Here is a 25,112-nt window from a genome sequence, read left to right as displayed (position 1 = left end):
TAATGGAAAAAGTACATTCATAAAACAAAGTAAATTCATGTGTTTAGGGGGTTATTGAAGTGTATGTAATTAAAAAATTATCGGTTATGGTGTTCACACTATGGGTTATTACGACAGTGACATTTCTAATTATGCATATTATTCCGGGAGATCCATTTTCATCAGATGCAAAAATCTTTCCTGAAGAAGTGATCCAAAACATGAGAGCGAAGTATCACCTTGATGAACCGTTATGGAATCAATATGTTGCTTATTTAGACGGTGTAGTTCATTTTGATTTTGGTGAATCTGTTCAATCAACCGGGCAAGGTGTATCAGAAATTATAACAACTGGCTTTGGTCCATCAGCAATTATTGGTCTACAAGCACTTGTTATTTCATTGTTAGTAGGAATTGCGGCAGGGACATTTGCTGCTCTATATCATGGGAGAGTAATTGACTATAGTGTGAGTTTGCTCGCAATTTTAGGTATTTCTATTCCAAGTTTTATTTTAGCACCACTATTTATACAAGTATTCGCTATCCAATTTGAGTTTTTACCAGTAGCCTCTTGGGGAACATTCGAACATACGGTATTGCCATCCTTTGCATTAGCGTTAGGGCCAATCGCAGTTATTACAAGGTTTGTTCGTTCTAATATGATCGAAGTACTGCAGAGTGATTATATTAAGCTAGCAAGAGCAAAAGGTATACCAATTAAGAAGATTATTATAAGACACGCTCTTCGAAATGCGATTGTTCCAGTACTTACATTTGTTGGACCGTTAATGGCTGGACTCTTAACAGGGACTTTCGTTATTGAAAAAATCTTTTCAATTCCTGGCCTAGGAAAATATTTTGTAGATAGTATTTTTAACCGAGACTATCCGGTGATTATGGGAACAACGATTTTCTATAGTGCATTATTAATTGCTTGTATTTTCATTACAGATATTATTCATCGCATTGTTGATCCGCGTATTCGTTCTATTACATAAGGAGGGGGGATATTTAAATGGGGGCTTATGAGATTAATGAACAGTTATTAACGAAAGAAGAGAAAAAAGAATTAACGATAAATAAAGATCAGCAAAAGATTAGCAGAAAGAAAGAAGTGTTTCGTAAGTTTATATCGAATCCAATCGCAGTTTTAGGAACAGTGACGTTATTGCTAATTATTGTTTTCTCGCTTATTGGCGAAAGTTTAACTTCATTTACTGCGAGTGAACAAGTAAAAGAGGCAACAAATTTACCGCCGAGTAGTGAACATTGGTTTGGAACAGATGATCTAGGGAGAGATATTTGGGCACGTACTTGGGCTGGTGGGAAGATTTCACTAACAGTTGGATTAGTAGCAGCTGCCCTCGATATAGGTCTTGGTGTACTGATTGGTGGATTTAGTGGATATGTGAGAGGGCGTAATCGCCTTGGAACGTTAATTGATGAGTGGATTATAAGAGGAATCGAAGTGTTATACGGTATCCCATATTTATTAATTGTTATTTTACTATTAATTGTTATGAAACCAGGTCTTTTTACCATTATCATCGCCCTTGCATTAACAGGATGGATTGGTATGGCACGTCTCGTTAGGGCGCAAGTTTTATCTTTAAAACAACGAGAGTTTGTTATTGCAGCAGAGCGATTAGGTACATCACATATGAAAATTATATATGGGCATTTAATTCCGAATTTAACAGGGATTATTATCGTGAATTTATCATTTACAATTCCAGCAGCTATTTTTTCAGAATCATTTTTAAGCTTTATAGGACTTGGAGTACAATCACCAGCGGCAAGTTGGGGGACGATGACGAATGATGCACTCGGGACATTATTGAGCGGAGAATGGTGGCAGCTATTTTTCCCGGCAATCATGATTGCACTCATTATGTTCGCATTTAATGCAATTGGTGATGGTTTGCAAGATGCGATTGATCCAAAAATCGTCAAACGGAATCGAAAGGAGAAAAAACATGGCACAAATCTTATCTTTAGAAAACGTAACGTTAGCCGTTGAAAAAGAGAATAGTAAACAAGCAATTGTGAAGCATGTTTCCTTTTCTATTAACGAAGGTGAAATAGTTGCACTTGTAGGAGAAAGTGGTTCGGGAAAAAGTGTCACAGCACAATCCATTATCGGCTTGAATCAAGAATCAATTCATATCGATGATGGGAATATAGCTTTCCAAGCAAAGGAATTAACGAATTTACAAGAGTCAGAATGGAATCAAATTCGCGGAAAAGATATTTCCTTTATATTTCAAGATCCGCTTTCATCTTTAAACCCAACGATGAAGGTAGGCAAACAAATTACAGAAGTAGTTTTGCAACATGGGAAAAAATCGAAAAGAGAAGCGAAGGAAATTGCGATTAACTTGTTAACAGGTTTAGGGATACATGAAGCAGAGAAACGCTTTGAACAGTACCCACATCAATTAAGCGGAGGTATGAGGCAGCGTATTTGTTTAGCAATTGCGTTTGCTTGTCACCCGAAGCTTGTAATTGCAGACGAGCCGACAACAGCGTTAGATGTAACGATTCAGAAACAAATTATGGGGCTATTAAAAGAAAGAAAAGAAAAACAAAATACGAGTATTTTATTAATTACACATGATTTGGCACTTGTACGTGAAGTAGCTGATCGAGTAGTTGTTATGTATGGGGGACGTGTCGTTGAAAAAGGAACGATACAGGAGGTAATAGGTTCTCCTAAACATCCATATACGAAAAGTTTATTACAAGCAATTCCGAATATGGATGATTCCGAAAAGGTATTACGTGCTATAGAAGGAACGACACCTTCCATTGAAACATTAAATAGCTTTGGTTGTCCTTTTGTAAATCGTTGTCCAGTAGCGATAAAAGAATGTATTCATCGTTTTCCAGAGAGAACCACATATTCTAAGGAGCATAGTTCACATTGTTGGCAACATGTTCTAGAGCATAATAAAGCGAAATCAAAAGAGAAGGTGAATGCCTCATGACGACAGATTTAATTACTATAAAGCAAGTAACGAAAACGTATGGAAGTAAAAGTAAAGAAATCACAGCGTTAAAAGACATATCACTTTCTATTCCGAAAGGAACAACACTTGGCATTATTGGTGAAAGTGGTTCAGGAAAAACAACACTTGGAAAGCTCATAGCAGGGATTGAGAGTCCAACGTCTGGTGAAATTGATTATAACGGTCAAGTCGTTCACAAGCTAAAATCAGCTCATAGGCGAGATTTTTTACAGAAAGTACAGTTCATTTTTCAAGATTCCACAGCAGCATTAAATCCGCGCTGGAAAGTACGCGATAGCGTAACGGAAGGTTATATTTCATTCGGTATAGGTGATAAAGGATTAAAGGATAAAGTAGCAGGTGATGCGCTAGAACGTGTGGGATTAGATAGACGATATATCGATCGCTATCCACACGAATTTAGCGGAGGACAACGTCAACGAATTGCTATTGCAAGAGCGTTATTGTGTGAGCCAGAAGTATTGATTCTTGATGAACCAATTTCAGCATTAGATGTTTCATTGCAAATTCAAATTGTACATCTGCTGCAAAAAATTCAAAAGGAACAAGGCTATACATATTTATTTATCGCACATGATTTGCCGATGGTTCACTATTTATGTGAAAAAGTGGCTGTCTTATATAAAGGAGAACTTGTTGAATTTGGAAATACGGACGAAGTGTTCCGTAATCCACAACATTCTTATACAAAAACATTGTTAGCATCAACACCAAAAATTTCGGGTTAAAGGAGAATGTAGGATGAAGAAGTTTTTACTGTTTATCATTATGACTGTTTTAGCGATTACTTCGGTCGCTTGCGGTAAGAAAGAGACGCAAAAGGCGAGTGCTGGTAAGGGAGAAGGCGATCGATTAGTAACGAATATTAGTAGTGATCCATACACACTTGATTCTGCTATTGCAACAGATAGCACGTCAGGTTATATCATTGGGCAGTTGTTTTCAAGTTTATATACGCAAGATAGTGATGGGAAATATCAAAATGAATTAGCAGAGAAAGAAGAAGTAAATGCTGATGGAACTGAATATACAATCCATTTGAAGAAAGATATTAAATGGTCAGATGGTTCTCCTATTACGGCAAATGATTTTGAATTTGCATGGAAGCGATTATTAAATCCGAAAACGGGTTCTATGAATGCGACAGAAATGTATTTCATTAAAGGGGCAGAGGCATATAATACTGGAAAAGGTGAAGAGGGACAAGTTGGTATTCAAGTCGTTGATCCTCAAACATTAAAGGTAACTCTTGAACATCCAGTTGCTTCTATTAAACAGAAATTAGCAAGCTCATTATTTATTCCATTAGCTAAAAAGTCGATTGATGATAATAATAAATTAAAAACAGATCCAAAAGAGTTAATTACGAATGGACCATTCAAGTTAAAAGAGTGGAAGCATAACCAGGCTATTACAGTACAAAAAAATAAAGAATACTACGATAAAAAGGTAACATTAAAAGAAATTGAGTTTCGTATTATTCCAGACTCTAAAACAGCGTATCAATTATTTAAATCAAAAGAATTAGATTTACTAAGTGGTTTACCACAAGAGATGATTGAAAAAGAAAAAGGAAATAAAGAATATAAGCGTGTTGCAGGATTCTCATCTTATATTTATTCGTTTAACGTAGAAAAAGAGCCGTTTACAAATGCGAAAGTACGTAAAGCATTTTCATTAGCGGTTGATCGTAAATTTATCGTTGAAAAACTGTATAAAAATAATGCGCAAGAAGCATATGCATTCGTTCCAGAAGGAGCAAAAACACAAAGTGGTCGTGATTTCCGTAAAGAGAAAGGTGATTACGTTAAATTTGATCCATCAGAAGCGAAAAAATTATTAGAAGAAGGTATGAAAGAACAAGGGTGGTCTACATTACCTGAAGTAACATTAAAATTCACTACAGATACACAACATAAAAAAGTAGCAGAAGCAATGCAAGAAATGTTTAAGAAAAATCTTGGCGTAGATATTAAATTAGAAAATAAAGAGTGGAAGAGTTACATCGACACATACAAGCAAAGTGATTTCCAATTAGCTTATATGGGATGGGGCGGCTCTTTATTAGATCCAATTACTAAACTAGATTTATATGCAGGTGATGGTCCGAATAACTATGCAAAATGGCATAATAAAGAATTTGACGCTTTAGTAAAAGAAGCAAAAGTTGAACAAAACGAAGATAAGCGTTTTGACTTATTGCATAAAGCGGAAGATATTATGTTTACAGATTCACCATTAATCCCAATTATTTTCCCAAGTGCTTCATATTTACAAAAACCATCAGTATCTGGTGTTCAGTTCATTATCGGTTCTAGTCCAGAACTAAGATACGCAAAAATTAAAAAATAAAGAAGTAGGCAATTGCCTACTTCTTTATTTTATTTCTCTTTTATATTCTTTTTTCGTTCCATCAGAGAAGACAACTTCTAAATCGAATTTTTGGTAGTCTTTATCAAGTTTGAACACGTTCACTACTTGATCGATTACTTCTTGGTCAGCAGTATCTTTATCAAATTTTAATTCTTGTAGAAGTGGGCTTAATTTTGTAATAGCCTCGTCACCTGTAAACTTTGCATTTGTTTTATGGTCTTCAAGCTTTGCTTCCATTTTCTTATCAGCGGCTCCATTTTTATAATCAGCTTCGTAGTCTTTCTTCGTATCTTGATAGTCTGCATCTAAACTAAATTCATTAAAGTTTAGTTTTAAATCTGCAGGAGCCTCATTTTTTGCTTCTTCAGTCGTCTTTTTATTAGAAGTTGTGTCTTCTTTTGCAGGGGCTTTACATCCTGTTAATGCAGGTACTAGCATAAGAGCTAATAAAACTGATAGTAGAATTCTCATTATAAATTCCTCCTTATGTAAATTCGTTCTATACAAGTTTTTCCCAAAAACATGTAATTATGTATGTGTTGAAAATAAATTATTATCCTGCAGTCACAAGGGCTCATCCGCAATTTAAATCAAAAATGATTTGTATGTATATGGTAAATTGAAGTTGTGAGGGAGGTACTGAAATGCTTTCTAAAACGTATCAAACCATTTCAAGTAACATATGCAGCAAATGGCTATTATACAATAATATTCGGAGGAGTTAGTTTAGAGAGAAATATTATTTCATTATTAGTTATTGTATTGGTTACACAATTAGTAGCAGTGAAGACTTTAGCTATAAAAGGTATCCTCAATTGGATACCTTTTTATTAGCTCTTATTATTTGGCAACTTCTGTCCACTTGTAGTTAAATTCACCGCCGAAGTCAGTCGTTACAAGTCCTTTAATGAAAGAGCGTTGTAAGTAAGAACGACCTTGTTGGTATAAAGGAGCGACAGCGCCGTCTTGTAATAGAATTTTTTCAGCTTGCTTCATTGCTTCAAAGCGTGCTTTTTCATCGCCAGCTAAATCTGTTTTCACTTTATGAATTAGCTCATCGTACTCTTTGTTAGAGTATTTATCGAAGTTATAAGCACTATCTGTTGTAAATAAATCTAAGAATGTAATTGGATCAGCGAAATCAGGGCCCCAGCCGTCAATACCAATTTCATAGTCACCACTTAATAGTAGTTTCAACTGTTGTTTACGTGGTTGTGGTTTTAAATTCACTGTTAATCCATCTAGGTTTTTTTCTAATTCACCTTTTAAATATTCACCAGTCTTTTTAGCTAAAGCATTGTCACTTGTTAATAGTTCGATTGTTACTTTGTCAGTACCAAGTTCTTGTTTTGCTTTTTTCCAGTTTTCTTTCGCTGTTTTTACATCATCCTTGACTAGATTTCCATTTTCTTTACGGAAGTCATTGCCTTCTGGACTCTTTGCAAATTTCGCAGGAACCATTCCTTCAGCTGGGATAGCACCGTTATTTAAAATTGTTTCTACGTAAGCCTTTTTATTCATTGCGCCGTTAATAGCAAGGCGTGCATGTTGATTTTTTAATGTTTCATTTTTCTGATTTAGTCGTAAGAATTGAATGCCGACTTCAGCGCGTTCCTTGAAGTTTGGATCGCTCTTATATTTATCAACAAACTCTGCAGTTAAAGCAACGCGATCAATTTGTCCTGAATCATATAAGTTCACTTCTGTAGACTTATCTTTAACGACATTGAAGTTGATTTCTTCTAATTTTACCGTTTTAGCATCCCAATAGTTAGGGTTTTTCTTCAATTGGAAACTTTGTTCGTGTTTCCAGTTATCTAATGTGAAAGCACCGTTGTAAATTAAATGATTTGTTTCTAAACCGTATTTATCGCCCTGAGACTTTAAGTACTCTTCATTAATTGGCAAGAATGTTGAGAATGTCGTTAAGCTTAAGAAGTAAGGAACAGGACGGTCTAGTTGTACTTCTAACGTTTTGTCATCAACAGCTTTGACCCCTAGTTGATCAATTGGTAATTGTTTTTGGTTTATTTGTTTCGCATTCTGTACATCGAAGAATAAGAATGCGTATTCAGCTGCTGTATCAGGATTTACGGCACGTTGCCAAGCAAAGACGAAGTCCTTTGCTGTAACAGGAGTACCGTTTGACCATTTTGAATCACGCAGATGGAATGTATATTTTGTTTTATCGGGACTAATGTCAACCGACTCAGCAACACCAGGAATCGGTTTATTATCTTCTCCCATTGCATATAAGCCTTCAAAAACATTGCGCATTACATTCATGGATTCCCCATCCGTTGCTTTTGCAACATCCATTGTTGGAATTTCTGAAGCGAATGATAAGTTAATTGCTTGTTTATCAGGTACTTTATCGTTTGCTTTCGCTCCGCCTGCATTATCTTTATTTCCCCCGCAAGCAGTTAGTAATAGACTTGCCCCTAAAACAGATGCAACAACAGGTACAACTTTTTTCTTCATTGTTCGTTCCTCCCTAAATGTGTTGTTCGTAACGTCATAATGTCCATGTCTTGAAGTGGCTATAGAAGGAGATGGAACCTATTATAAATATTTGTTTATAGGTAATCAGGTGTTCTATATGTATATACATGTTGAGCTATAATCTATCGTTATATGTTTCAACTTAGTAGACATTATATTTTGATGGTGAAATATTTTGTTTCTTTGATTATTTAGAATATTAACACTGGAAAGAACTATATGTCAATAATAAAAATAGAATGTTAATTTCTTGGAATAATATATTAAAAAAGTAGATTCTCTTGTGTGAGAGAACCTACTTTTAATATATTTTGCTAAAAAAACAATTGGTGTGGGCTAATAATAAGTGGGGATGAAGAACCCCCACTTATTACGGTTTTACTTTATTTTTCAATTTTTGCCCACTTGAAGTTTAATTGACCCGCAAAGTCTACTTGCACAATTCCTTTCACATAAGAACGTTCTAAATAAGATTCGCCTTTTTGGTAAAGAGGAGCGATAACAGAGTCTTTAAATAATATTTTCTCGGATTCTAGTAATGCTTCCCAGCGAGCTTTTTCATCACCAGCTAAAGTTGTTTTCACTTTTGCTATTGTTTCATCGAATTCCTTATTAGAGTAATGATCTAAGTTATAAGGGTTATTCGTTGTAAATAGCTCAAGGAATGTAATTGGATCCGCAAAGTCAGGGCTCCAGCCGTCAATTCCGATTTCGTAGTCACCTTTTAATAAAAGCGAAACTTGTTGCTTACGCGGTTGCGGTTTTATATTTACTGTTAATCCATCTAGATTCTTTTCTAGTTGCCCTTTTAAGAATTCACCAGTTTTCTTATCAAGGTCAGCATCACTCGTTAATAATTCTAATGTTATCTTTTCAGAACCAAGCTCTTGTTTAGCTTTTTTCCATAATTCTTGTGCAGATTTTGTATCAACTTTTGTTAAATCGCCGTTTGCAGTACGGAAGTCTTTTCCTTCAGGTCCTTTTGCAAAGTTTTTTGGAACGAGACCAAATGTTGGTGTAGAGCCATCATTTAATAACGTATTTACAAAGGATTTTCTATCAATTGTTTGATCGATTGCTTGGCGTGCAGAAACGTTTTGAAGTACTTTGTTTTGTTGATTCATGCGTAAAAATTGTACGCCTACATTTGGACGTTCTTTAAAGTTAGCATCTTTTTTATATTTATCAACGAAGTCAGATGTTAGTTTTATACGATCTAATTGTTTTGACTCGAATAAATTTACTTCTGTTGATTTTTCTTTTACGACGTTAAAATTGATTTCTTCTAGTTTGACAGTATCTTTATCCCAATAGGTAGGGTTCTTCTTAAATTTAAAGCTTTGTTCGTGCTTCCAATCGCTTAGTGTAAAAGCTCCATTGTACAAGATTGTATTATCTTCTAAAGCGTACTTATCACCTTGTGCTTTAAAGAATTCCTCGTTAATTGGTAGAAATGTTGGGAACGCTGTTAAGCTAATAAAATACGGAACAGGACGCTCCAATTCTACCTCAAACGTATGGTCATCAACTGCTTTTACACCAAGTTGGTCGGCTGGAAGTTCTTTGTTGTTAATTTTTGTTGCATTTTTAATATCAAAGAATAGAAATGCATATTCAGAGGCTGTTGCTGGATCTACGGCTCTCTGCCAAGCGAACACAAAATCTTTCGCTGTAACAGGAGTGCCATTTGACCATTTTGAATCTCGCAAATGGAATGTGTATTTTGTTTTATCGCCACTTACTTCATGAGATTTTGCAACGCCAGGGAAAGGTTTGTTACCTTCACCAAGATTATACAAACCTTCAAATACGTTTCTCATTACTTGACCAGAATCAGTATCTGTAGCACGGGCCGTATCCATTGTTCGTATTTCAGTAGGTGAAGATAAATTTAAAACCTGTTTGCTAGGTGCCTCGTCTTTTGCATTTGCTCCGCTTGCTTCGTTTTTATAACTACCGCAACCAGTTAATAAAATACTTACTCCTACAACTGATGCAATACCGGGTACAAACTTCTTTTTCATTTGATTTTCCTCCTAAATAATTAAGTTTGGATGATGATGAGGGAAATGAAAAATAAAAAATCCCTCTTTTCATATTGAGAAAGAGGGATTTTTACGTACAAGTTATGCACCCGTATATAAACGAAGTCCCTCATTCTATCTTTCAAGCATAAAGCTTGCAGGAAGTGGCACAGTATTCAAAATGAACCTGCTGCCGAGGTTTCAAAGGGCCAGTCCCTCCACCTCTCTTGATACAATGAGTAAACGAATAAATTTTATTAATTTTTGTGTTTCTTTGATAATTCAAAATCTTACACCTTGAATAATGAAGTGTCAACCAAATGAAATATAGTTTAAATTTTCAGTTTTCTTAAACAAAAAAACCACTGCATATGGCAGTGGTTTTTCTACTAGAAGTTAAAGTTATCTGGATCTGGACCAACGCGACGATCTTCATTTAAAGCTTGAATTGCTTTCATATCATCAGCACTTAATTCAAAGTCGAAGATGTTTGCATTTTCAATAATGCGATGTTCTTTAATTGATTTAGGGATTGTTACAACTTCGTTTTGTAAATCCCAGCGTAAAATAATTTGCGCAGTTGATTTATTATATTTTGTCGCAATTTCTTGTAACGTTGGATTATCTAGTAGTTGTCCTTGCATTAATGGTGACCAAGCTTCAAGCTGGATATTATGTTCTTTACAGAATGCATGTAGCTCTTCTTGTGCTAAACGTGGGTGATATTCCACTTGGTTGACCATTGGCTTAATTTCAGCAATTTCAAATACGTCTTGTAAGTGGTGAATGTGGAAATTACTCACACCGATAGCGCGAACACGGCCATCTTTATAAAGTTTTTCTAATGCTTTCCATGATTCAGTATATTTCCCTTTTACAGGCCAATGTACTAAATATAAATCTAAATATTCTAGACCTAATTTCTCTAATGTAGTTTCAAATGCTTGAAGTGTTGTTTCATATCCTTGATCGCTATTCCATACTTTTGAGGTAATAAATAATTCTTCACGTGAAACACCGGATTCACGAATCGCTTGTCCAACGCCTTCTTCATTTTGATAGATTGCTGCAGTATCGATGCTGCGGTAGCCATTTTTAATTGCTGCTTTTACAGAATCAATTACTTCTGAACCATCTTCTACTTTAAAAACACCTAAACCAAACCAAGGCATTTTTACACCGTTATGTAATGTTGTATAATCTTTTAAACTTGTTAAAATCATATTATTTCCCCCTAGCTTTTTTGTTTGTTGCTTCTACTGCTTTTTGAATTGCCTCTGAAAAATTATATTCGTATAAAGTTTTGAGACCCTCAGCTGTGGAACCACCTGGCGTTGTTACTTGTTCGCGGAGGTTAGCTGGATTTTGCGTTTGCTCGAGCATAGAAGCAGAGCCAGAAATCATTTGAATGACAAGATGTTTTGCGGTTTCTTCATCGACTCCATAACTTTTTGTTGCTTCAATTAAGCTTTCAGCAAAGTAATAAAGGAAGGCTGGTGCACTTCCAGTAACTGCAGTAAGCTGATGAACTTCTTCCTCAGTAAAAAGTTGCGAAGTACCAATACCTCTTAAAAGCAGTTGCAGGGTTTCTTGATGCATCTCGGTTACTGATTGTCCTATTGTATATAAGGAGATAGACTTTCCAATTTCAGCAGCTGTATTAGGCATAATCCAAGCAACAGGTGTGCCTTTTGGGAGTCTAGCTTCTAAATAAGATGGTCCAATGCCAGCTGCTACTGTTACGACAAGTTGATTTGATATTAACGGAGATAGCTCAGCTAATAATTCTTCATGAGCAGAAGGTGGCATTGCTAAAACAACCGTATCGACAGATGTAATATGCTGCTTCCAATCCGTTGTAATAGACACATTATATCGCCTTTGTAATTGTTCTAACTTTTCTACGTTGCTTCGGTTAGAGATGATAATTTCTTCGATGTATTCTTTGCTTGTTTTAAGTAATCCGGAAAATATAGCTTCTGCCATACGACCAGCACCAATAAATAAAATTCGATGTTTGTTAGGCATATCCTTTATTCCTTTCTAGTAGAGATATGTTATAAAAACGATATCATCTTTAAGAGAATTTTGTAAAAAGAAAAGACTTACCGTAGATGGAATGGATAATGAGAAGGCGGAAATTCATGGTAAAGGAAAGGGCTATTCCTTATACTGGTAATAGGGAATTTATTACACATCTAGGGAGAGATAAATATGGTTAGAAGTCCACTTTTTTTACTTGTTTCTAGTATTATTTGTGTATTAGTTGGATTGTATATTCAATCGAGTTATATTGAAATTTTCGCATCAATTATGGGGATCATTAATGTTTGGTTATTAGCGAGAGAAAAAGTATCCAACTTTTTATTTGGCATGATTACTGTTGCGGTATTTCTATACATTTTTATTACACAAGGTTTATATGCAATGGCAGTATTAGCCGCTTTTCAATTTATATTTAATGTATATGGTTGGTATTATTGGATTGCACGAAGTGGGGAGGGAGAGGTAAAAGCAACAGTTCGTTTAGATTTGAAAGGGTGGACTTTTTATATAAGTTTTATTTTAGTTGCTTGGATTGGTTGGGGTTATTATCAAGTCCGTTATTTAGAGTCAACAAGTCCATATTTAGACGCTTTAAATGCCGTATTGGGACTAGTGGCTCAATTTATGTTAAGTCGAAAAATATTAGAAAACTGGCATTTATGGATTTTATATAACGTAGTTAGCATTGTAATTTATATTTCTACTGGTTTATACGTCATGCTAATATTAGCTATTATTAATCTCTTTATATGTGTAGCTGGTTTGCTAGAGTGGAAGGGCAATTATAAGGGGCAAGAACATACAAATAATTATATCTAGAAAATAATTAGAATTAAAAACCCCTGAAGTACATATGCTTCAGGGGTTTACTAATAGAATATAAGATTATGCTTTTGTCATACCAAGTAATACAGCGCCGCCAATAATTAAAACACTACCGAGTGCAATAAAGATCAATTGACGTTTTGTTTTCTTTTCACCTAAGAATACAATCGCACCGAATGTTGAGATAACGATTCCAGTTTGAGATAATGGGAAGCTTGTTGCTACTCCAACACGTGGTAATGAAAGAAGTAAGAATAAGTTTCCAGTTCCCCATAGTAAACCAGACAAAGCATTACGGATTGCATATTTGTTAAATGGTTTATGTTTAGACGTCAGTACAACCGCACCAACAAACATACCAACTGCTTGTGGTAAAATAGCAGACCAACCATCGATATTATACCAACGAATAATAATTACATATACAAGATAGCCGAAAGTAGAAACAATTAAAGTAAGAAGTCCTTTTTTCAATTGTCCAGGTGGCTGAGCATTTTCTTTATCATCTAATGATGTGAATACAATACCAACTACGATTAATAGGATTGCAATCGTTCCCAGAATGATCGTTGTAGTAGTAGTCCACTCACGGAAAGCGATAACCCCAAAGATAGAAGTTGCAACAAGTTGCATACCAGTAGAAATCGTTACAGTAGTTGAAACACCTAGTTTTTCAACTGTTTTTAATTGGTTTACTTGTCCTAAAGCCCAGAATAAACCTGAAATAAAACCAACAATTAAGATTGTCATTGTTAAAGCTGGTTGAGTAAATACATACATAATTGTTGCGAAGAATAGAGCACCGATTGTCATACCTACCGTTTGGCTATATGCACCACCACCCATTTTTACGCTTACTAATAAGATGTTTCCCCATGCAATTGCAGGAAGAAGCGCTAATAAAATGTCCATTACAAGACTCCCTTCGGTTTGCTATACCAATATAGTTACATATCGTTCTAACGATCGGTAATGCCCCACTAATAGAGTAGAAGATTACCGATCGCTAAAACAGGATGAAGAATTCACGATATAAATGCGTTTTCATTTCTTCATTTTTTGAAACACCTCCATATAATAACAGGAAATTGCCTATTTTAGAAAGTGAATTCAAATAAAATTTATATTTTAATAAGAGGTAAAATTCAGTTATTTCCCGGTGGTATATTTTATTTCCTAAGAAATAAAGAAGCAGCTTCGAAAAAAGCTGCTTTAAGAGTTAGTAATTCTTTTATTAATAAGTTGAATACATAGTAGAAATACGAGTGACATACCGATAGTAATAACTACAAGTGTCCAGGCGAGTTGCATATTACTTGCGTCAATGGCCATGTAAATTGCAGTCGGGATTGTCTGTGTTTTACCAGGGATATTCCCGGCAAACATGAGTGTAGCACCAAACTCACCGAGCGCGCGGACAAAGCTCAAAATCATCCCGCTTAGTAATGCAGGAAATGCGAGCGGAAGTGTAACGTGCAGAAAAACTTGATATTCACTTGCGCCAAGGTCACGAGCACTTTCTTCAATTTGTACATTTGCGATAGAAAATCCCGTTTTCGCTGATTGGTACATAAGCGGAAATGCAACAACTGTAGAAGCGATGATCGCAGCGGTAGATGTGAACATAATAGACTGCTGAAATAATGATTCAACCCACCTTCCGATCGGGCTGTTGTTTCCAAAGATGATAATGAGAAAGAAGCCGATAACAGTTGGTGGAAGTACCATTGGTAATAAAAATATGGTTTCTAATAGTACTTTATATCGCCATGAGGAGCGAGCTAGTGCTCGCCCGACAATCGTCCCTAAAATTGTAACGAGAATAGTGGCACACGCAGCTACTCTTAAAGATAGAAAGACAGGCGATATAATAGCATCAATGCTCATAGTAATTACGACAGGACTGTAAATCCATATCTCTTAAAGATAGATTGTGCATCTTTTGACTGCAAATACTCATAAAATGAAGTCGCCTCTTTCTTATGTTTAGATTCCTTTATAACACCTAAAGGATAGTGGATTGGCTCATGAGAAATAGCTGCTGCTGTTTCACCAATTTTTACTTTATTTGAAATGAGAGCATCTGTTTTGTATACGATACCAGCATCGACATTTCCTGTTTCTACATATGTTAACACTTGGCGAACATCTTTTGTAAATACGACTTTATTTTGAACATCATTCCAAAGGTTTTCTTGTGTTAGAGAGGACTTTGCATATTTGCCAGCAGGTACAGATTCAGGTGTACCAAGTGCGATTTTTTTGATTTTCTCATCTTTTAAATCTTGAAATTTTGTAAGAGAACTTTCTTTAGGGATGACTAGAACTAGTTCATTTCCAAGAAGATTTTTCCCTTCTTTTTCATTAATGAATCCTTTTTTTACAAGGATTTGGAATTTATCTTCTGCAGCAGAGAAGAATAAATCAGCAGGTGCACCTTGTTCAATTTGTTGTTGAAGTGCTCCAGAAGCACCGAAGTTAAAAGAAAGTTTAATATTGGGTTCTTTTTCTTTATATTGTTTTTCAATTTCTTTTAATGCATCTTGTAAGCTTGCAGCAGCTGAGATAGTAAGCTCAACTGCTTTTCCTTCTTTAGCAGTTGATTTCTCTTTCTTATCTCCGTTTGTACATGCAACACTAAATATAAGAAGAAAAGAAAGTATAAGTGCCCCAATCGAACGTAATGTAAATTTATTCATAAAAAAATCCCCTTTCGTTTTGACACATCTAATTATAACTAAATATAACTAAATATAACTAGTTATAATTGAATATAATTTGAACATATGTCTATTTTTAAAAAATAGGAGAAATATTCTTTTCTTTGTTACAATGAAAGGAGAAAGTGAGGAATCGTCTATGGATCATCATTCCTACACAACGGAAGAAGTAGCAAAGCGATTAAAAGTATCAAAATTAACTGTATACGACTTAATTAAAAAAGGAGAACTTCCTTCTTATAGAGTTGGTAGACAGATGCGCATTGATGCAGCAGATTTAGATCAATATATAAAACAAATGAAAACAGGAAAGGTACAAGTTACTCCTGTAAAAAACGATGGTAGTAGTATCTTGAACACGTGTATTATTAGTGGTCAAGAACTAACGTTAGATATGTTAGCTAAACGTATAGAAAATCGTTTGCCAAGTTCTAATGTTTTAAGGGCGTATCAAGGTAGCTTAACAAGTTTAGTGAAAATGTATCAAGGAGAAGGAAGTATCGTTAGTTTGCATTTGTTTGATGGTGAAACGGGTACATATAATGTTCCTTATGTAAAACGCATTTTAGTAGGCCAGCCATGTATTATGATTAATTTATTGTCCAGAAATGTAGGATTTTATGTCCAAAAAGGAAATCCGAAGAAAATAAAGACATGGGCCGACATATCCAGATCCACTATAAAGTTTATAAATCGAGAAAAGGGTTCTGGTATTAGAGTGTTAGTGGATGAACAATTACGAATCCAAAAATTAAATAAAGCTGATATTAGTGGATATGAATGGGAAGAATCGAATCATCTGGGTGTTGCCACGCAAGTTGCAAATGGAAAAGCTGATGTAGGAGTAGGTTCAGAAAAGTTTTCGCAAATTGTAAATGTGGACTTTATTCCAATCATGAAAGAACAGTATGATTTAGTAATTTTGAAGAATAAAGAAAATGAAGAGCTGATTGAAGTCGTGAAAGACATTCTGCAATCGGAAGAATTTCATAATGAATTAAATGCGATTGGCGGATATGATATTACGAAAACAGGTCAAATTATATATGAAACAAACTAAAAAGCTGCTTGTCTATAAGACGAGCAGCTTTTTCTATATAAAGGGGTTTGGGGAAACAAAGTGTTAAACAAGACCTTGAGCAAGTGTGTAAATGAAAGCCGTAAGAAGAGTAGCTCCACTTGCAAGTCCGATGAAGTCTGATTTGTTGAAAGTAATGTTGTTCATTATAATCTCTCCTTATTTGTTTAATGTAGTTGCAACAGCTTTTGCATCGACAAGTGCGGATAGCACCATGCCCATTGTATTTAAAAATTTATTTGATTTCATATTGTTCATCATGCGTATCCGCTCCTTTTCGAATTGTTGTTGCCCTGCTTATGTCTTAATTATAGGAAATATGTCCACTTGCAACTATCGAATTAGCTTACGAAAGACTTACACTTTTGTAAGAAAAAAAGACATTCATGTAAGAATGTCTTTCACAGCATATTGATATGATGATGTTCTTCAATTGTTTTTAAAAAACTACGCATTGAATTCGTCATATAGCTATCTTTACGGCGTATGAAAACCGTTGAAATACTGCCGTATTTTTCAGGGATTGCATGACAATGTACCTTACCTGCTTTAGAAAGATGATGGACAGCAGACTGTGGTACGAGTGTAATTCCGAGGCCGAGTGCAACGCTGTTTAATATTGTCTCTAATATATTGAATTCCATAATTCTTTTTGGTAGCAAACCTTCGTCTTTCAGCCATCGTTCTAGTTTGGAACGGTATCCGCATCCTTGGTTAAAAACGAGTAGAGGCGTTGTTGTAAATTCTTCTATATGAAAAGCTTTATTTTGTGTTACAAGCATTAATTTTTCTGTACTAACATCGTATTGTTCGATTAGTGGATGTTTAATAGGACCTGATATAAAGGCACCATCTAATTGATGATCAAGTACTTCTCTAATTAATTCTTCTGTTAGACCCGCTTGTAATGATAAATCGACATTCGGATAGCTTTTATAGTAAGAAGATAAAATGGTAGGCAGTGTACTTACTGTTTCGACTGTACCGATTTTTAATATACCGGAGGGTGTTTCGCTATCTAAAAATACTTGTTTTAGTTCGTCGACATCTTGCAAAATTTTACTAACATAAACGAGCATTTTTCTTCCTTCAGCTGTTAAAGTCATTCCTCGTTTATGGCGGTAAAAGAGTGGGGTTTTTAATTCGTTTTCTAGTTGTTTAATACGTGCAGTTACATTTGATTGTACATAATTTAATTCCTTTGCTGCGCTACTTACACTACCCTGGTCGGCAACGCTTTTAAAGATTTGTAAGTCTCGTAATTCCATTTTGTAATCCCCCTTGATGTTAACTATCATTATAAATGATAGTTAACATCATTTTGAATCATTTTACGTGATATATTTTTTCTTTTACAATTCTCTTTGTGCAAATAGAAAGAAACGGGGGATTGCGGTGAGAAGAGGTCAAATGATAATAGGGGCTTTAGCGTGTTTAATTGCGAGTATGTCATGGGGAGCGATGTTTCCAGTTGCTGATCATGCGCTAGAATACATAGATCCATTTTATTTTTCGCTTATTCGTTATGGAGCAGTGGCGATAATGCTGATTGTATTGTTGTTAATGAAAGAAGGAAAACAGGCATTTCGTTTAGAGGGAAGAGGAAAGTTACTCGTCTTTTTTGGAACGATGGCATTTACAGTATATAATGTCCTCATATTTTTAGGGCAAATGTTAATGGGTAAGTCGGGTGTAATGGTAGCTTCCATTATGGAATCACTTATGCCGATGATTTCTATTTGTATTTTATGGGGATATAAGCATATAAAACCGAAGAAGTATATGATAACGAGTATGGTTATTGCTTTTGTAGGAGCTGTGTTTGTTATTACAAAAGGTGACATGAGTTTCTTTGTAACATTGAAAGATAATATGTTCTCATTAGCATTTATATTTATTGGTGTTGTAGGCTGGGTTATTTATACGATGGGTGGTCAAACGTGTAGTGATTGGTCAACATTACGTTATTCTACGTTGACGTGTGTATTCGGTACGACTGTTACAGGAATTATAACGGTAATTATTACGTCGCTTGGATATGTTTCAGTTCCTAGTATGGGAACGATTTCTATTGTGAAGTATGATTTGTTATTTATGATGACATTGCCAGGTATTGTAGCGCTACTTGCTTGGAACTATGGTGTGAAAATTTTATCATCCATTAATGGGATTTTATTTATTAATTTTGTACCAATTACGACTTTAGTTATTATGATGATGCAAGGGTATCAGATCACAATGTTTGATATTATAGGGACTGTACTTGTTATTGCAGCGCTTATTCGCAATAACGTTTGCCAGAGAAAAGAAGAAAATATAAATAAGAGAGTTTTACAAGAAGAACAATTACGTCAAGCTGTTTAATAGGCAAATGGAGGATTTCACATGTTAGAAAGTTTATTGTTTTTCTTCGCCGTCGGAGTTGCCTGTGAGCTTGCAGCAATTAATCGAAATGGTCGTAAAAAGATAAAACAACAAGCTGAGCTGATACAGCTTTTAAAAGAATTGAAAGAAAGAAAAAATTAAAAAGACGACCGGGCATAGACGGTCGTCTTTTTCTATATAAAGGGGAAAGGGGACACAAAGTTATACAAGCGTAGCAGCGTAAATGAAAGCAGTAAGAAGAAGAGAGCCGCTAGCTGATCCTAAAAAATCTAATTTGTTAAAAGTAATGTTATTCATAATACATTCTCCTTACTTGTTTAATGCAGAAGCAACAGCTTTTGCATCGAAAAGAGCCGATAATACCATGCCCATTGTATTTAAGAAATTGTTCGTTTTCATTTTGTTCATCATATTGATCCACTCCTTTTCGAATAATTGTTGCCCTGTTTCTGACTTAATTGTATGAAATATAGTAAGAAGTAACTATCGAATTAGCTTACAAGAAAATTACACTTTTGTAAGAATTGAAATTTAACAATTCATCCTTAATTTTATTACCAACTCCTAAAACTTAGTGTTATAATTATTGTAAGAATATGATTATACTTCGGATGTTTAGAAAGGAACGAAATAAATGTATAAACCAATTACATTTTTGTTGAAATATATATTTAAAACAGCTGGGAAAGTAGAAGTACAAGGAAGAGAAAAGCTACCAGAAGGTGGACCGTATGTTGTTGCATGTACACATACAAGTTTTATGGATGTATTAATGTTAGCTACAGGGATGTATCCAACTCAAATTCATTACATGGCCAAAAAAGAATTATTTGAAGGGAATTTCAAAAATTGGTTCTTTAAAAATGTAAATGCATTCCCTGTAGATCGTGCGAATCCAGGACCAAGTACACTTAAAATTCCATCACGTTTATTAAAAGAAGGAAAGGTAGTAGGGATTTTTCCGAGTGGAACAAGATCAGCGGAAGATGTTTCATTAAAAGCGGGTGCTGTGACAATTGCGATGCGTTCTAATGTTCCGTTAGTACCAGCAGCTTATGTTGGTCCATCAAGTGTAAAAGAATTAATAAAGGGGAAAAAGGCACAATTGATTTTTGGAGATCCAATTCAAATTGAGGCTGGAGAACAAATAGATCGAAAAACCGCTATGAAAATGATGACAGATCAATTAAATGAGAAGTTTGAGGAGTTAAAAGAAGCTTTGCAATCAAATCAAAAATAAGAAAAGACGACCGGGCATAGACGGTCGTCTTTTCTATTACTATTTATAATAAAGGGGAAAGGGGACACAAAGTTATACAAGCGTAGCGGCGTAAATAAAAGCAGTAAGAAGAAGCGAGCCACTAGCTAGTCCTAAAAAATCTAATTTGTTAAAAGTGATGTTATTCATAATATATTCTCCTTACTTGTTTAATGTAGAAGCAACAGCTTTTGCGTCGATAAGAGCGGAAAATACCATGCCCATTGTATTTAAGAAATTGTTCGTTTTCATTTTGTTCATCATATTAATCCGCTCCTTTTCGAATAGTTGTTACCCTGTTTCTGACTCAATTGTATGAAATGTTGCGGAAAGTAACTATCGAATTAGCTTACAGAAAAATTACACTTTTGTAAGAGAAACGAATGAAGGTGTAATGATAAGAAGATTTGACATATGTTCATGAGATTCATTAAGTTAAAGGTAGAGGTGAGTGTATGGCTAATATTAAAGATATTGCAAAGATGGCGGGAGTTTCAGTTACGACTGTTTCGAGAGTGTTGAATGATCACCCATATGTAAGTGAAGAAAAAAGGAAAGCGGTTATAGAGATAGTTGAGAAATTGAATTACTCGCAAAACGCAAATGCTGTTCATTTATCAAAAGGAAAAACGAATATTGTTGGTGTGATTTTACCGTATATTAATCATCCGTGTTTTGATGCGATGGTGAGCGGAATGATGGAGACTGCGTTAGCGCATAATTACAGGGTGCTACTTTGCCAAACGAATTATAATAAAAAAGAAGAAATGAAAAGTTTACATATGTTAAAAACAAAACAATTGGATGGTCTTATTATTTGTTCACGTGCAAATGATTGGGAAACGATAGAACCATATGCTTCTTACGGCGCAATAATTGCTTGTGAAGACAATGATATTTCAAACATCTCAAGTGTATATACGAATCATTCAGCGGCCTTTCAATTAGGAATGGATTATTTGATTGAGAAAGGTTATAAAAAAATTGGTTATTGCACGGGAAGGAAATTAGGGCCAAGTAGCCAAAAACGTTTTGATGTTTATAAACAGCAATTGCAATCTATAGACGAAGAGGTTAATGAAGAATGGATTTTTACAGAATGTTTTACACTAGAAGATGGTGTAAAAGTGGCTCATAAGTTAAAAGAGATGCAGGATCTTCCTGAAGCATTAATAGTAGCAGGTGATGAAGTTGCGATTGGGGTTATGACAGAAGTTGAAAAATTAGGGATTCAAGTTCCTGAGGATTTAGCGATTATTGGCTTTGATAATCAACCTATCTCGCAAGTGTTACAATTGACAACTATTGATCAAAATTTAAAGGAGATAGGGAAAACTGCTTTTGAAATGTTGCATAGAAAAGTGAATGACGAGAGTTCTGAACAAGAAAAGCTGGAAATTCCATACGAACTTGTGGAACGCTCTACAGTTTAATCGTAATCCGTTATGTGTATAATCGCATAACGGATTATTTTTTTGAAATATCTTTGACAGGAAACGCGTTTCATACTTTATAAAGGAGTTAAACCGGTCTGTAATAATCCATGGATTCTTTTCAAGTGTTAATGCAGTGAATAGAATTTGGAGGAATATGCATGAATGAACTTTTATCGAGTATGAAAAAGTATGTAGATGATGATGAAAAGATTCTGGCTTTTGTGGTAGGGATATTTGAGAAGGATAATTTTATATTATCGTATCAACATGGGGTTTTTGTTGCCACTACTAGACGTCTCCTTTTTTACGGGAAATTTCCGTACTATTCTTCAACATTTAAAGAGTATTCATATTTGCATATAGATAGCATAGATTTTCATCCGTATTTTGAATTTACTTGTAGTCATGAAACCATTCGCGCTAAGTATATTCAGAAAGGGAATGTGGAGCGATTTGTCCGTGCAGTTAGAGCAAATATGAATAATTAATCAACCCTCTGTTTAAACATAATATTTCAATTTTTAAGAGGGAAAATGCGGAATAAAAACCACTTCTAAACCTCTAGGAGATAGTGATACAATGTCAAATGGGGGGAGGGTATGAACTATGGTTAATCAACGTATAAAGGAAATAACACTAATTACAATTGGTTCATTATTATTCGCAATTGGTATTAATTACTTTGCAATTCCAAACCGTTTATCGGAAGGTGGAATTATTGGTTTAACGGTTGTTACGTACTACTTATTTGATTGGTCACCAGGAATTGTGAACTTTGCTATAAATGCAATTTTACTAGCTGTTGGTTATAAATTTTTTGATAAGAAAACAATGATTTATACAATTTTAGGGATTGTAGAAACATCTTTGTTTTTATACGTTACAGAACATATTGAGTATCATGTAAATAGTGATACATTATTAGCAGCTTTATTTGCTGGTTTATTTGTGGGTATTGGATTAGGCTGTATGTTCAAAGCCGGAGGTACATCGGGAGGATCAGCAATTTTAGCTCAGTTAGCAAATCAATATTTAGGTTGGAGTGTAGGGAAAGGCGTACTAATTATTGATATTGTTGTAATTGCTGGTTCTGTATTTATAATAGGGCAAGAAAAGGCGATGTATACACTTGTGGCTGTGTTCATTGGAGCGAAGGTGATTGATTTCATTGTAGAAGGAATGGACACAAAAACGGCTGTTACGATTATTTCGAATCAACCAGATTTAATTCGTGAAGCTATTACGAAAAATATGACACGCGGTGTTACTGTATTAGAAGGGCGCGGCGGATATACTGGTAAAAATAAAGAAGTTTTATATGTTGTTATTAATAAACAAGAGCTTGTTAAGTTAAAACAAGTTATTAGCCGGGTAGATGAAGATGCTTTCGTTGTTATACATGATGTACGTGATGTACTTGGCGGTGGCTTTAAAGCAAGCTAAAAGGTGAACGAGTAAATTCGTTCACCTTTTTTAATTCTTACAAAAATGTAAGTGTAATGTAATGAGATTCAATAGTAGATTTTATTCCCCCTTTTTAAAATGGATGTATATATATCCTGCAGAGGAGGAATGTTTATTATGAAGAAAAAAATGATCACTACTATAATAGCGATGATAGTGATAGTAGTAATGTTACTGCCTACGAAACTTGGACCGGTTATCGATAAATATAATCCACTGTATAAGACGAAAGAATACTATACGGTTGTGAATACAATTGGTCAGCATATCGGTGATGAGTGGTATGAATATGAATTTATTGCATTCGATGAACGTGGTAGAGAGCAGAAAATAAAGAAAACGGTTAAGCATATGTTAAAGAGAGATGAAGCATTAAAGGTTTTTGCAAAAGGGCGTTACGGTGAGTCCATTGAAGAGATTGAGGTTGCAAATATTCCTATAAATGCGAAGAGTAAACTTTTAACGGTGAGATAGCGAAATATACCCCCAGCTATTTTTTGTCGAAAATAAAAATACTGGGTAAGGGTATTTTTAAGATTAACAAAAAAGCCTTAGTCTATATAGACTAAGGCTTTTTTGTTATATAAAGGGGAAGGGGGTACAGTGTAGTAGCATGGGTGAAAGCTATAAGAAGAGTAGCTACTAGCAATGTAATTTGGTTATGTGATTGTTCTTCTTATTTGGCTTACTTTCTAACTTTATTGTACGAAATATAAGTAAGGAGAACTATCGAATTACATTACACATAACTTACAAACATGTAAGCCTTCTGTAATGTAATTCGATAGTTAAAAGATAGTAATTTTCATATAGTGTAACTAGAAAGTCTCAATGTATTACTTTCTGTTTGTAATGAAGAATGAAAAACCAACTAATTTTTAATAATCCTCATCTGAATAAAGATGGGGATCTTTTTTAAACCTTACAACATTGTAAGGTTTACGTAAGTTAATTCGATAGTAAATTTGTCATATTTTTTGCATAATAGATACAGATAGAAAAATAATTAGGGATCTAGTAAGAAGGGAGAAAAATGGGATGCGTAAAGAAGAAGTAGTGAAGTTACCAATTAAAGATTTCTGTAGCTACTTTACTGTTGCCGTAGTGTGTATTGGATTATTTGATATCATAACAAACTTAATTGTTAAATAATATAGATGCTAAAACAAGAAAGGAAGTCCTTTCTTGTTTTTTTATGGGGGCATAAAGATGAAATGGATTGATAGTCATATACATGTTGATCAATATAAGGATGAAGAGAAGAGCAGATTACTAAAAGAGGTGGAAAATAGTAAGGAAATAAAGGGGCTTATTGCGGTATCTATGAATTATCAATCTTGTAAGGAAACGTTATCTTTAGCGAAGAAGTATCCCTTTATATATCCAGCGATAGGGTTTCATCCAGAGCAACAGATTCATAAAGAAGAGTGTGAACAGATTTATCAACTTATTGAACAGAACGCAGAGGAAATTGTTGCGATTGGTGAAGTAGGTTTGCCCTATTATTTGAGAAAAGAAGATGAAAGAATTGCTGCAGATCCATACATAGCTGTATTGAAAAAATTTATAGAACTAGCTAGTAAGTATAATTTGCCGATTGTATTACACGCAGTTTATGAAGATGCTGACATTGTATGTGATTTGCTAGAGAAATATAAAGTTTCACGTGCACACTTCCATTGGTTTAAAGGAAGCGATGAAACAATGAAACGGATGATGAGAAATGGTTATTATATTTCGATTACACCGGATGTTTTACATAAGGAGAAGATTAGAAAAATCGTTTCGTATTATCCGCTTGAATATATGATGGTAGAAACAGATGGACCGTGGGAATTTCAAGAGGGTGTTATAACGCATCCAAGAATGATTCGAGAGGTATTAAAGGAAATTAGTTCTATAAAAAACATATCCATTGATAAGGTCGCAGAAACAATATATGAAAATACAAGTCGATTTTATTTGAAAGGATAGGAGAATTATAGTTTTAATC

Annotated in this window: 27 protein-coding genes, 1 pseudogene and 1 riboswitch; of the genes and pseudogenes, 16 read left to right on the top strand and 12 right to left on the bottom strand. The window is 34.7% G+C overall.

Translation table 11 applies throughout. From position 1 onward, the window contains the following. The first annotated feature begins 59 nt into the window (after nucleotides 1–59). Genes ACO6VI_RS21055 through ACO6VI_RS21035 form a run of 5 tightly spaced genes read left to right on the top strand, consistent with a single transcriptional unit; the run spans nucleotide 60 to nucleotide 5,360 of the window. Entirely contained in the window at nucleotides 60–977 is a 918-nt protein-coding gene (locus ACO6VI_RS21055; RefSeq protein WP_000289326.1) for an ABC transporter permease, read from the top strand. Nucleotides 978–994: 17 nt separating this feature from the next. Beyond that, complete coding sequence (locus ACO6VI_RS21050) at nucleotides 995–1,999, top strand: ABC transporter permease (RefSeq protein WP_063546211.1); 1,005 nt, start codon at nucleotides 995–997, stop codon at nucleotides 1,997–1,999. Then, nucleotides 1,956–2,966, top strand: a complete 1,011-nt coding sequence (locus ACO6VI_RS21045) for an ABC transporter ATP-binding protein (protein WP_000057272.1) — start codon at nucleotides 1,956–1,958, stop codon at nucleotides 2,964–2,966. Before ACO6VI_RS21050 ends, ACO6VI_RS21045 begins: the two co-directional genes overlap by 44 nt. Further along, a complete protein-coding gene (locus ACO6VI_RS21040) occupies nucleotides 2,963–3,736 on the top strand; it encodes an ABC transporter ATP-binding protein (RefSeq protein WP_063546213.1) in 774 nt (257 codons plus the stop codon). The genes ACO6VI_RS21045 and ACO6VI_RS21040 overlap by 4 nt, the downstream gene beginning before the upstream one ends. A gap of 13 nt (nucleotides 3,737–3,749) precedes the next feature. Continuing rightward, nucleotides 3,750–5,360 (top strand): peptide ABC transporter substrate-binding protein, encoded by a 1,611-nt coding sequence (locus ACO6VI_RS21035; protein ID WP_071713801.1) that lies wholly within the window; start codon nucleotides 3,750–3,752, stop codon nucleotides 5,358–5,360. 24 nt (nucleotides 5,361–5,384) lie between these two features. Here ACO6VI_RS21035 and ACO6VI_RS21030 read toward each other — a convergent pair whose 3' ends face one another. Then, complete coding sequence (locus ACO6VI_RS21030; RefSeq protein ID WP_422423991.1) at nucleotides 5,385–5,852, bottom strand: YusW family protein; 468 nt, start codon at nucleotides 5,850–5,852, stop codon at nucleotides 5,385–5,387. A gap of 170 nt (nucleotides 5,853–6,022) precedes the next feature. On the opposite strand from ACO6VI_RS21030, the pseudogene ACO6VI_RS21025 reads away from it, so the two are divergent. Continuing rightward, a pseudogene (locus tag ACO6VI_RS21025) lies at nucleotides 6,023–6,215 on the top strand (hypothetical protein); the annotation flags it as partial. 6 nt (nucleotides 6,216–6,221) lie between these two features. Here the strand turns inward: ACO6VI_RS21025 and ACO6VI_RS21020 are convergent. The 4 genes from ACO6VI_RS21020 to proC all read right to left on the bottom strand — a co-directional run bounded on the left by ACO6VI_RS21020 (nucleotide 6,222) and on the right by proC (nucleotide 11,935). Next, a complete protein-coding gene (locus tag ACO6VI_RS21020; RefSeq protein ID WP_000731063.1) occupies nucleotides 6,222–7,862 on the bottom strand; it encodes a peptide ABC transporter substrate-binding protein in 1,641 nt (546 codons plus the stop codon). Between the two features lie 404 nt (nucleotides 7,863–8,266). After that, nucleotides 8,267–9,907 carry a peptide ABC transporter substrate-binding protein gene (locus tag ACO6VI_RS21015; RefSeq protein ID WP_000726449.1) on the bottom strand — a complete coding sequence of 547 codons (1,641 nt, stop codon included), beginning with the start codon at nucleotides 9,905–9,907 and terminating at the stop codon, nucleotides 8,267–8,269. A gap of 132 nt (nucleotides 9,908–10,039) precedes the next feature. Continuing rightward, nucleotides 10,040–10,144: riboswitch (SAM riboswitch) on the bottom strand. Nucleotides 10,145–10,296: 152 nt separating this feature from the next. After that, complete coding sequence (locus ACO6VI_RS21010) at nucleotides 10,297–11,130, bottom strand: aldo/keto reductase (protein ID WP_000604196.1); 834 nt, start codon at nucleotides 11,128–11,130, stop codon at nucleotides 10,297–10,299. Nucleotide 11,131: 1 nt separating this feature from the next. Continuing rightward, nucleotides 11,132–11,935: a pyrroline-5-carboxylate reductase gene (gene proC, locus ACO6VI_RS21005; RefSeq protein WP_001133009.1), complete on the bottom strand. Its 804-nt coding sequence runs from the start codon at nucleotides 11,933–11,935 to the stop codon at nucleotides 11,132–11,134. Between the two features lie 186 nt (nucleotides 11,936–12,121). Between proC and pnuC the strand changes: the two genes are divergently transcribed. Then, nucleotides 12,122–12,772 (top strand): nicotinamide riboside transporter PnuC, encoded by a 651-nt coding sequence (gene pnuC, locus ACO6VI_RS21000; RefSeq protein WP_000252483.1) that lies wholly within the window; start codon nucleotides 12,122–12,124, stop codon nucleotides 12,770–12,772. Nucleotides 12,773–12,838: 66 nt separating this feature from the next. Here the strand turns inward: pnuC and ACO6VI_RS20995 are convergent, their stop codons facing one another. The 3 genes from ACO6VI_RS20995 to modA all read right to left on the bottom strand — a co-directional run bounded on the left by ACO6VI_RS20995 (nucleotide 12,839) and on the right by modA (nucleotide 15,477). Continuing rightward, nucleotides 12,839–13,690, bottom strand: a complete 852-nt coding sequence (locus ACO6VI_RS20995) for a GRP family sugar transporter (RefSeq protein ID WP_422423987.1) — start codon at nucleotides 13,688–13,690, stop codon at nucleotides 12,839–12,841. Nucleotides 13,691–13,990: 300 nt separating this feature from the next. Then, the gene (modB, locus tag ACO6VI_RS20990; protein ID WP_000020518.1) at nucleotides 13,991–14,665 is read right to left on the bottom strand and encodes a molybdate ABC transporter permease subunit; all 675 of its coding nucleotides are present in this window, start codon (nucleotides 14,663–14,665) and stop codon (nucleotides 13,991–13,993) included. A 5-nt stretch (nucleotides 14,666–14,670) separates the two neighbouring features. Further along, entirely contained in the window at nucleotides 14,671–15,477 is an 807-nt protein-coding gene (modA, locus tag ACO6VI_RS20985; protein ID WP_422423986.1) for a molybdate ABC transporter substrate-binding protein, read from the bottom strand. A gap of 160 nt (nucleotides 15,478–15,637) precedes the next feature. Between modA and ACO6VI_RS20980 the strand changes: the two genes are divergently transcribed. Further along, a complete protein-coding gene (locus tag ACO6VI_RS20980) occupies nucleotides 15,638–16,558 on the top strand; it encodes a substrate-binding domain-containing protein (protein WP_002094235.1) in 921 nt (306 codons plus the stop codon). 63 nt (nucleotides 16,559–16,621) lie between these two features. On the opposite strand, the gene ACO6VI_RS20975 is transcribed toward ACO6VI_RS20980, so the two are convergent. Continuing rightward, the gene (locus tag ACO6VI_RS20975) at nucleotides 16,622–16,723 is read right to left on the bottom strand and encodes a DUF3948 family protein (protein ID WP_001060018.1); all 102 of its coding nucleotides are present in this window, start codon (nucleotides 16,721–16,723) and stop codon (nucleotides 16,622–16,624) included. A gap of 254 nt (nucleotides 16,724–16,977) precedes the next feature. After that, nucleotides 16,978–17,844 (bottom strand): LysR family transcriptional regulator, encoded by an 867-nt coding sequence (locus ACO6VI_RS20970; RefSeq protein ID WP_023520844.1) that lies wholly within the window; start codon nucleotides 17,842–17,844, stop codon nucleotides 16,978–16,980. Nucleotides 17,845–17,971: 127 nt separating this feature from the next. On the opposite strand from ACO6VI_RS20970, the gene ACO6VI_RS20965 reads away from it, so the two are divergent. Next, nucleotides 17,972–18,940, top strand: coding sequence for a DMT family transporter (locus ACO6VI_RS20965; RefSeq protein WP_002004285.1), 969 nt, complete (start codon nucleotides 17,972–17,974; stop codon nucleotides 18,938–18,940). Nucleotides 18,941–18,961: 21 nt separating this feature from the next. Then, nucleotides 18,962–19,102 (top strand): YrzO family protein, encoded by a 141-nt coding sequence (locus tag ACO6VI_RS20960; protein WP_000894065.1) that lies wholly within the window; start codon nucleotides 18,962–18,964, stop codon nucleotides 19,100–19,102. Between the two features lie 60 nt (nucleotides 19,103–19,162). On the opposite strand, the gene ACO6VI_RS20955 is transcribed toward ACO6VI_RS20960, so the two are convergent. Next, nucleotides 19,163–19,258 (bottom strand): DUF3948 family protein, encoded by a 96-nt coding sequence (locus ACO6VI_RS20955; RefSeq protein ID WP_088021351.1) that lies wholly within the window; start codon nucleotides 19,256–19,258, stop codon nucleotides 19,163–19,165. Between the two features lie 337 nt (nucleotides 19,259–19,595). Between ACO6VI_RS20955 and ACO6VI_RS20950 the strand changes: the two genes are divergently transcribed. Further along, a complete protein-coding gene (locus ACO6VI_RS20950) occupies nucleotides 19,596–20,201 on the top strand; it encodes a lysophospholipid acyltransferase family protein (protein WP_088021350.1) in 606 nt (201 codons plus the stop codon). Nucleotides 20,202–20,273: 72 nt separating this feature from the next. On the opposite strand, the gene ACO6VI_RS20945 is transcribed toward ACO6VI_RS20950, so the two are convergent. Next, entirely contained in the window at nucleotides 20,274–20,369 is a 96-nt protein-coding gene (locus ACO6VI_RS20945) for a DUF3948 family protein (protein WP_001060007.1), read from the bottom strand. 305 nt (nucleotides 20,370–20,674) lie between these two features. Here ACO6VI_RS20945 and ACO6VI_RS20940 point away from each other — a divergent pair, with 305 nt between their 5' ends. From ACO6VI_RS20940 to ACO6VI_RS20920, 5 genes are all read left to right on the top strand, one after another. Next, on the top strand, nucleotides 20,675–21,652 hold the full coding sequence (locus ACO6VI_RS20940; RefSeq protein WP_001273903.1) for a LacI family DNA-binding transcriptional regulator: 978 nt from the start codon (nucleotides 20,675–20,677) through the stop codon (nucleotides 21,650–21,652). A gap of 161 nt (nucleotides 21,653–21,813) precedes the next feature. Next, entirely contained in the window at nucleotides 21,814–22,143 is a 330-nt protein-coding gene (locus tag ACO6VI_RS20935) for a PH domain-containing protein (RefSeq protein ID WP_001004245.1), read from the top strand. 118 nt (nucleotides 22,144–22,261) lie between these two features. Next, nucleotides 22,262–23,098, top strand: coding sequence for a YitT family protein (locus ACO6VI_RS20930; RefSeq protein ID WP_000248045.1), 837 nt, complete (start codon nucleotides 22,262–22,264; stop codon nucleotides 23,096–23,098). A 138-nt stretch (nucleotides 23,099–23,236) separates the two neighbouring features. Further along, nucleotides 23,237–23,593: a YxeA family protein gene (locus ACO6VI_RS20925; protein WP_000728426.1), complete on the top strand. Its 357-nt coding sequence runs from the start codon at nucleotides 23,237–23,239 to the stop codon at nucleotides 23,591–23,593. A gap of 735 nt (nucleotides 23,594–24,328) precedes the next feature. Continuing rightward, entirely contained in the window at nucleotides 24,329–25,093 is a 765-nt protein-coding gene (locus ACO6VI_RS20920) for a TatD family hydrolase (RefSeq protein WP_078994852.1), read from the top strand. The last annotated feature ends 19 nt before the right edge of the window (nucleotides 25,094–25,112 follow it).

It is taken from the genome of Bacillus sp. PSXD-155 (assembly GCF_049310765.1).
Taxonomy (GTDB): domain Bacteria; phylum Bacillota; class Bacilli; order Bacillales; family Bacillaceae_G; genus Bacillus_A; species Bacillus_A cereus.
Note: the sequence above shows the minus strand (reverse complement) of the source record. Positions and strands in the feature narration are given on the sequence as shown.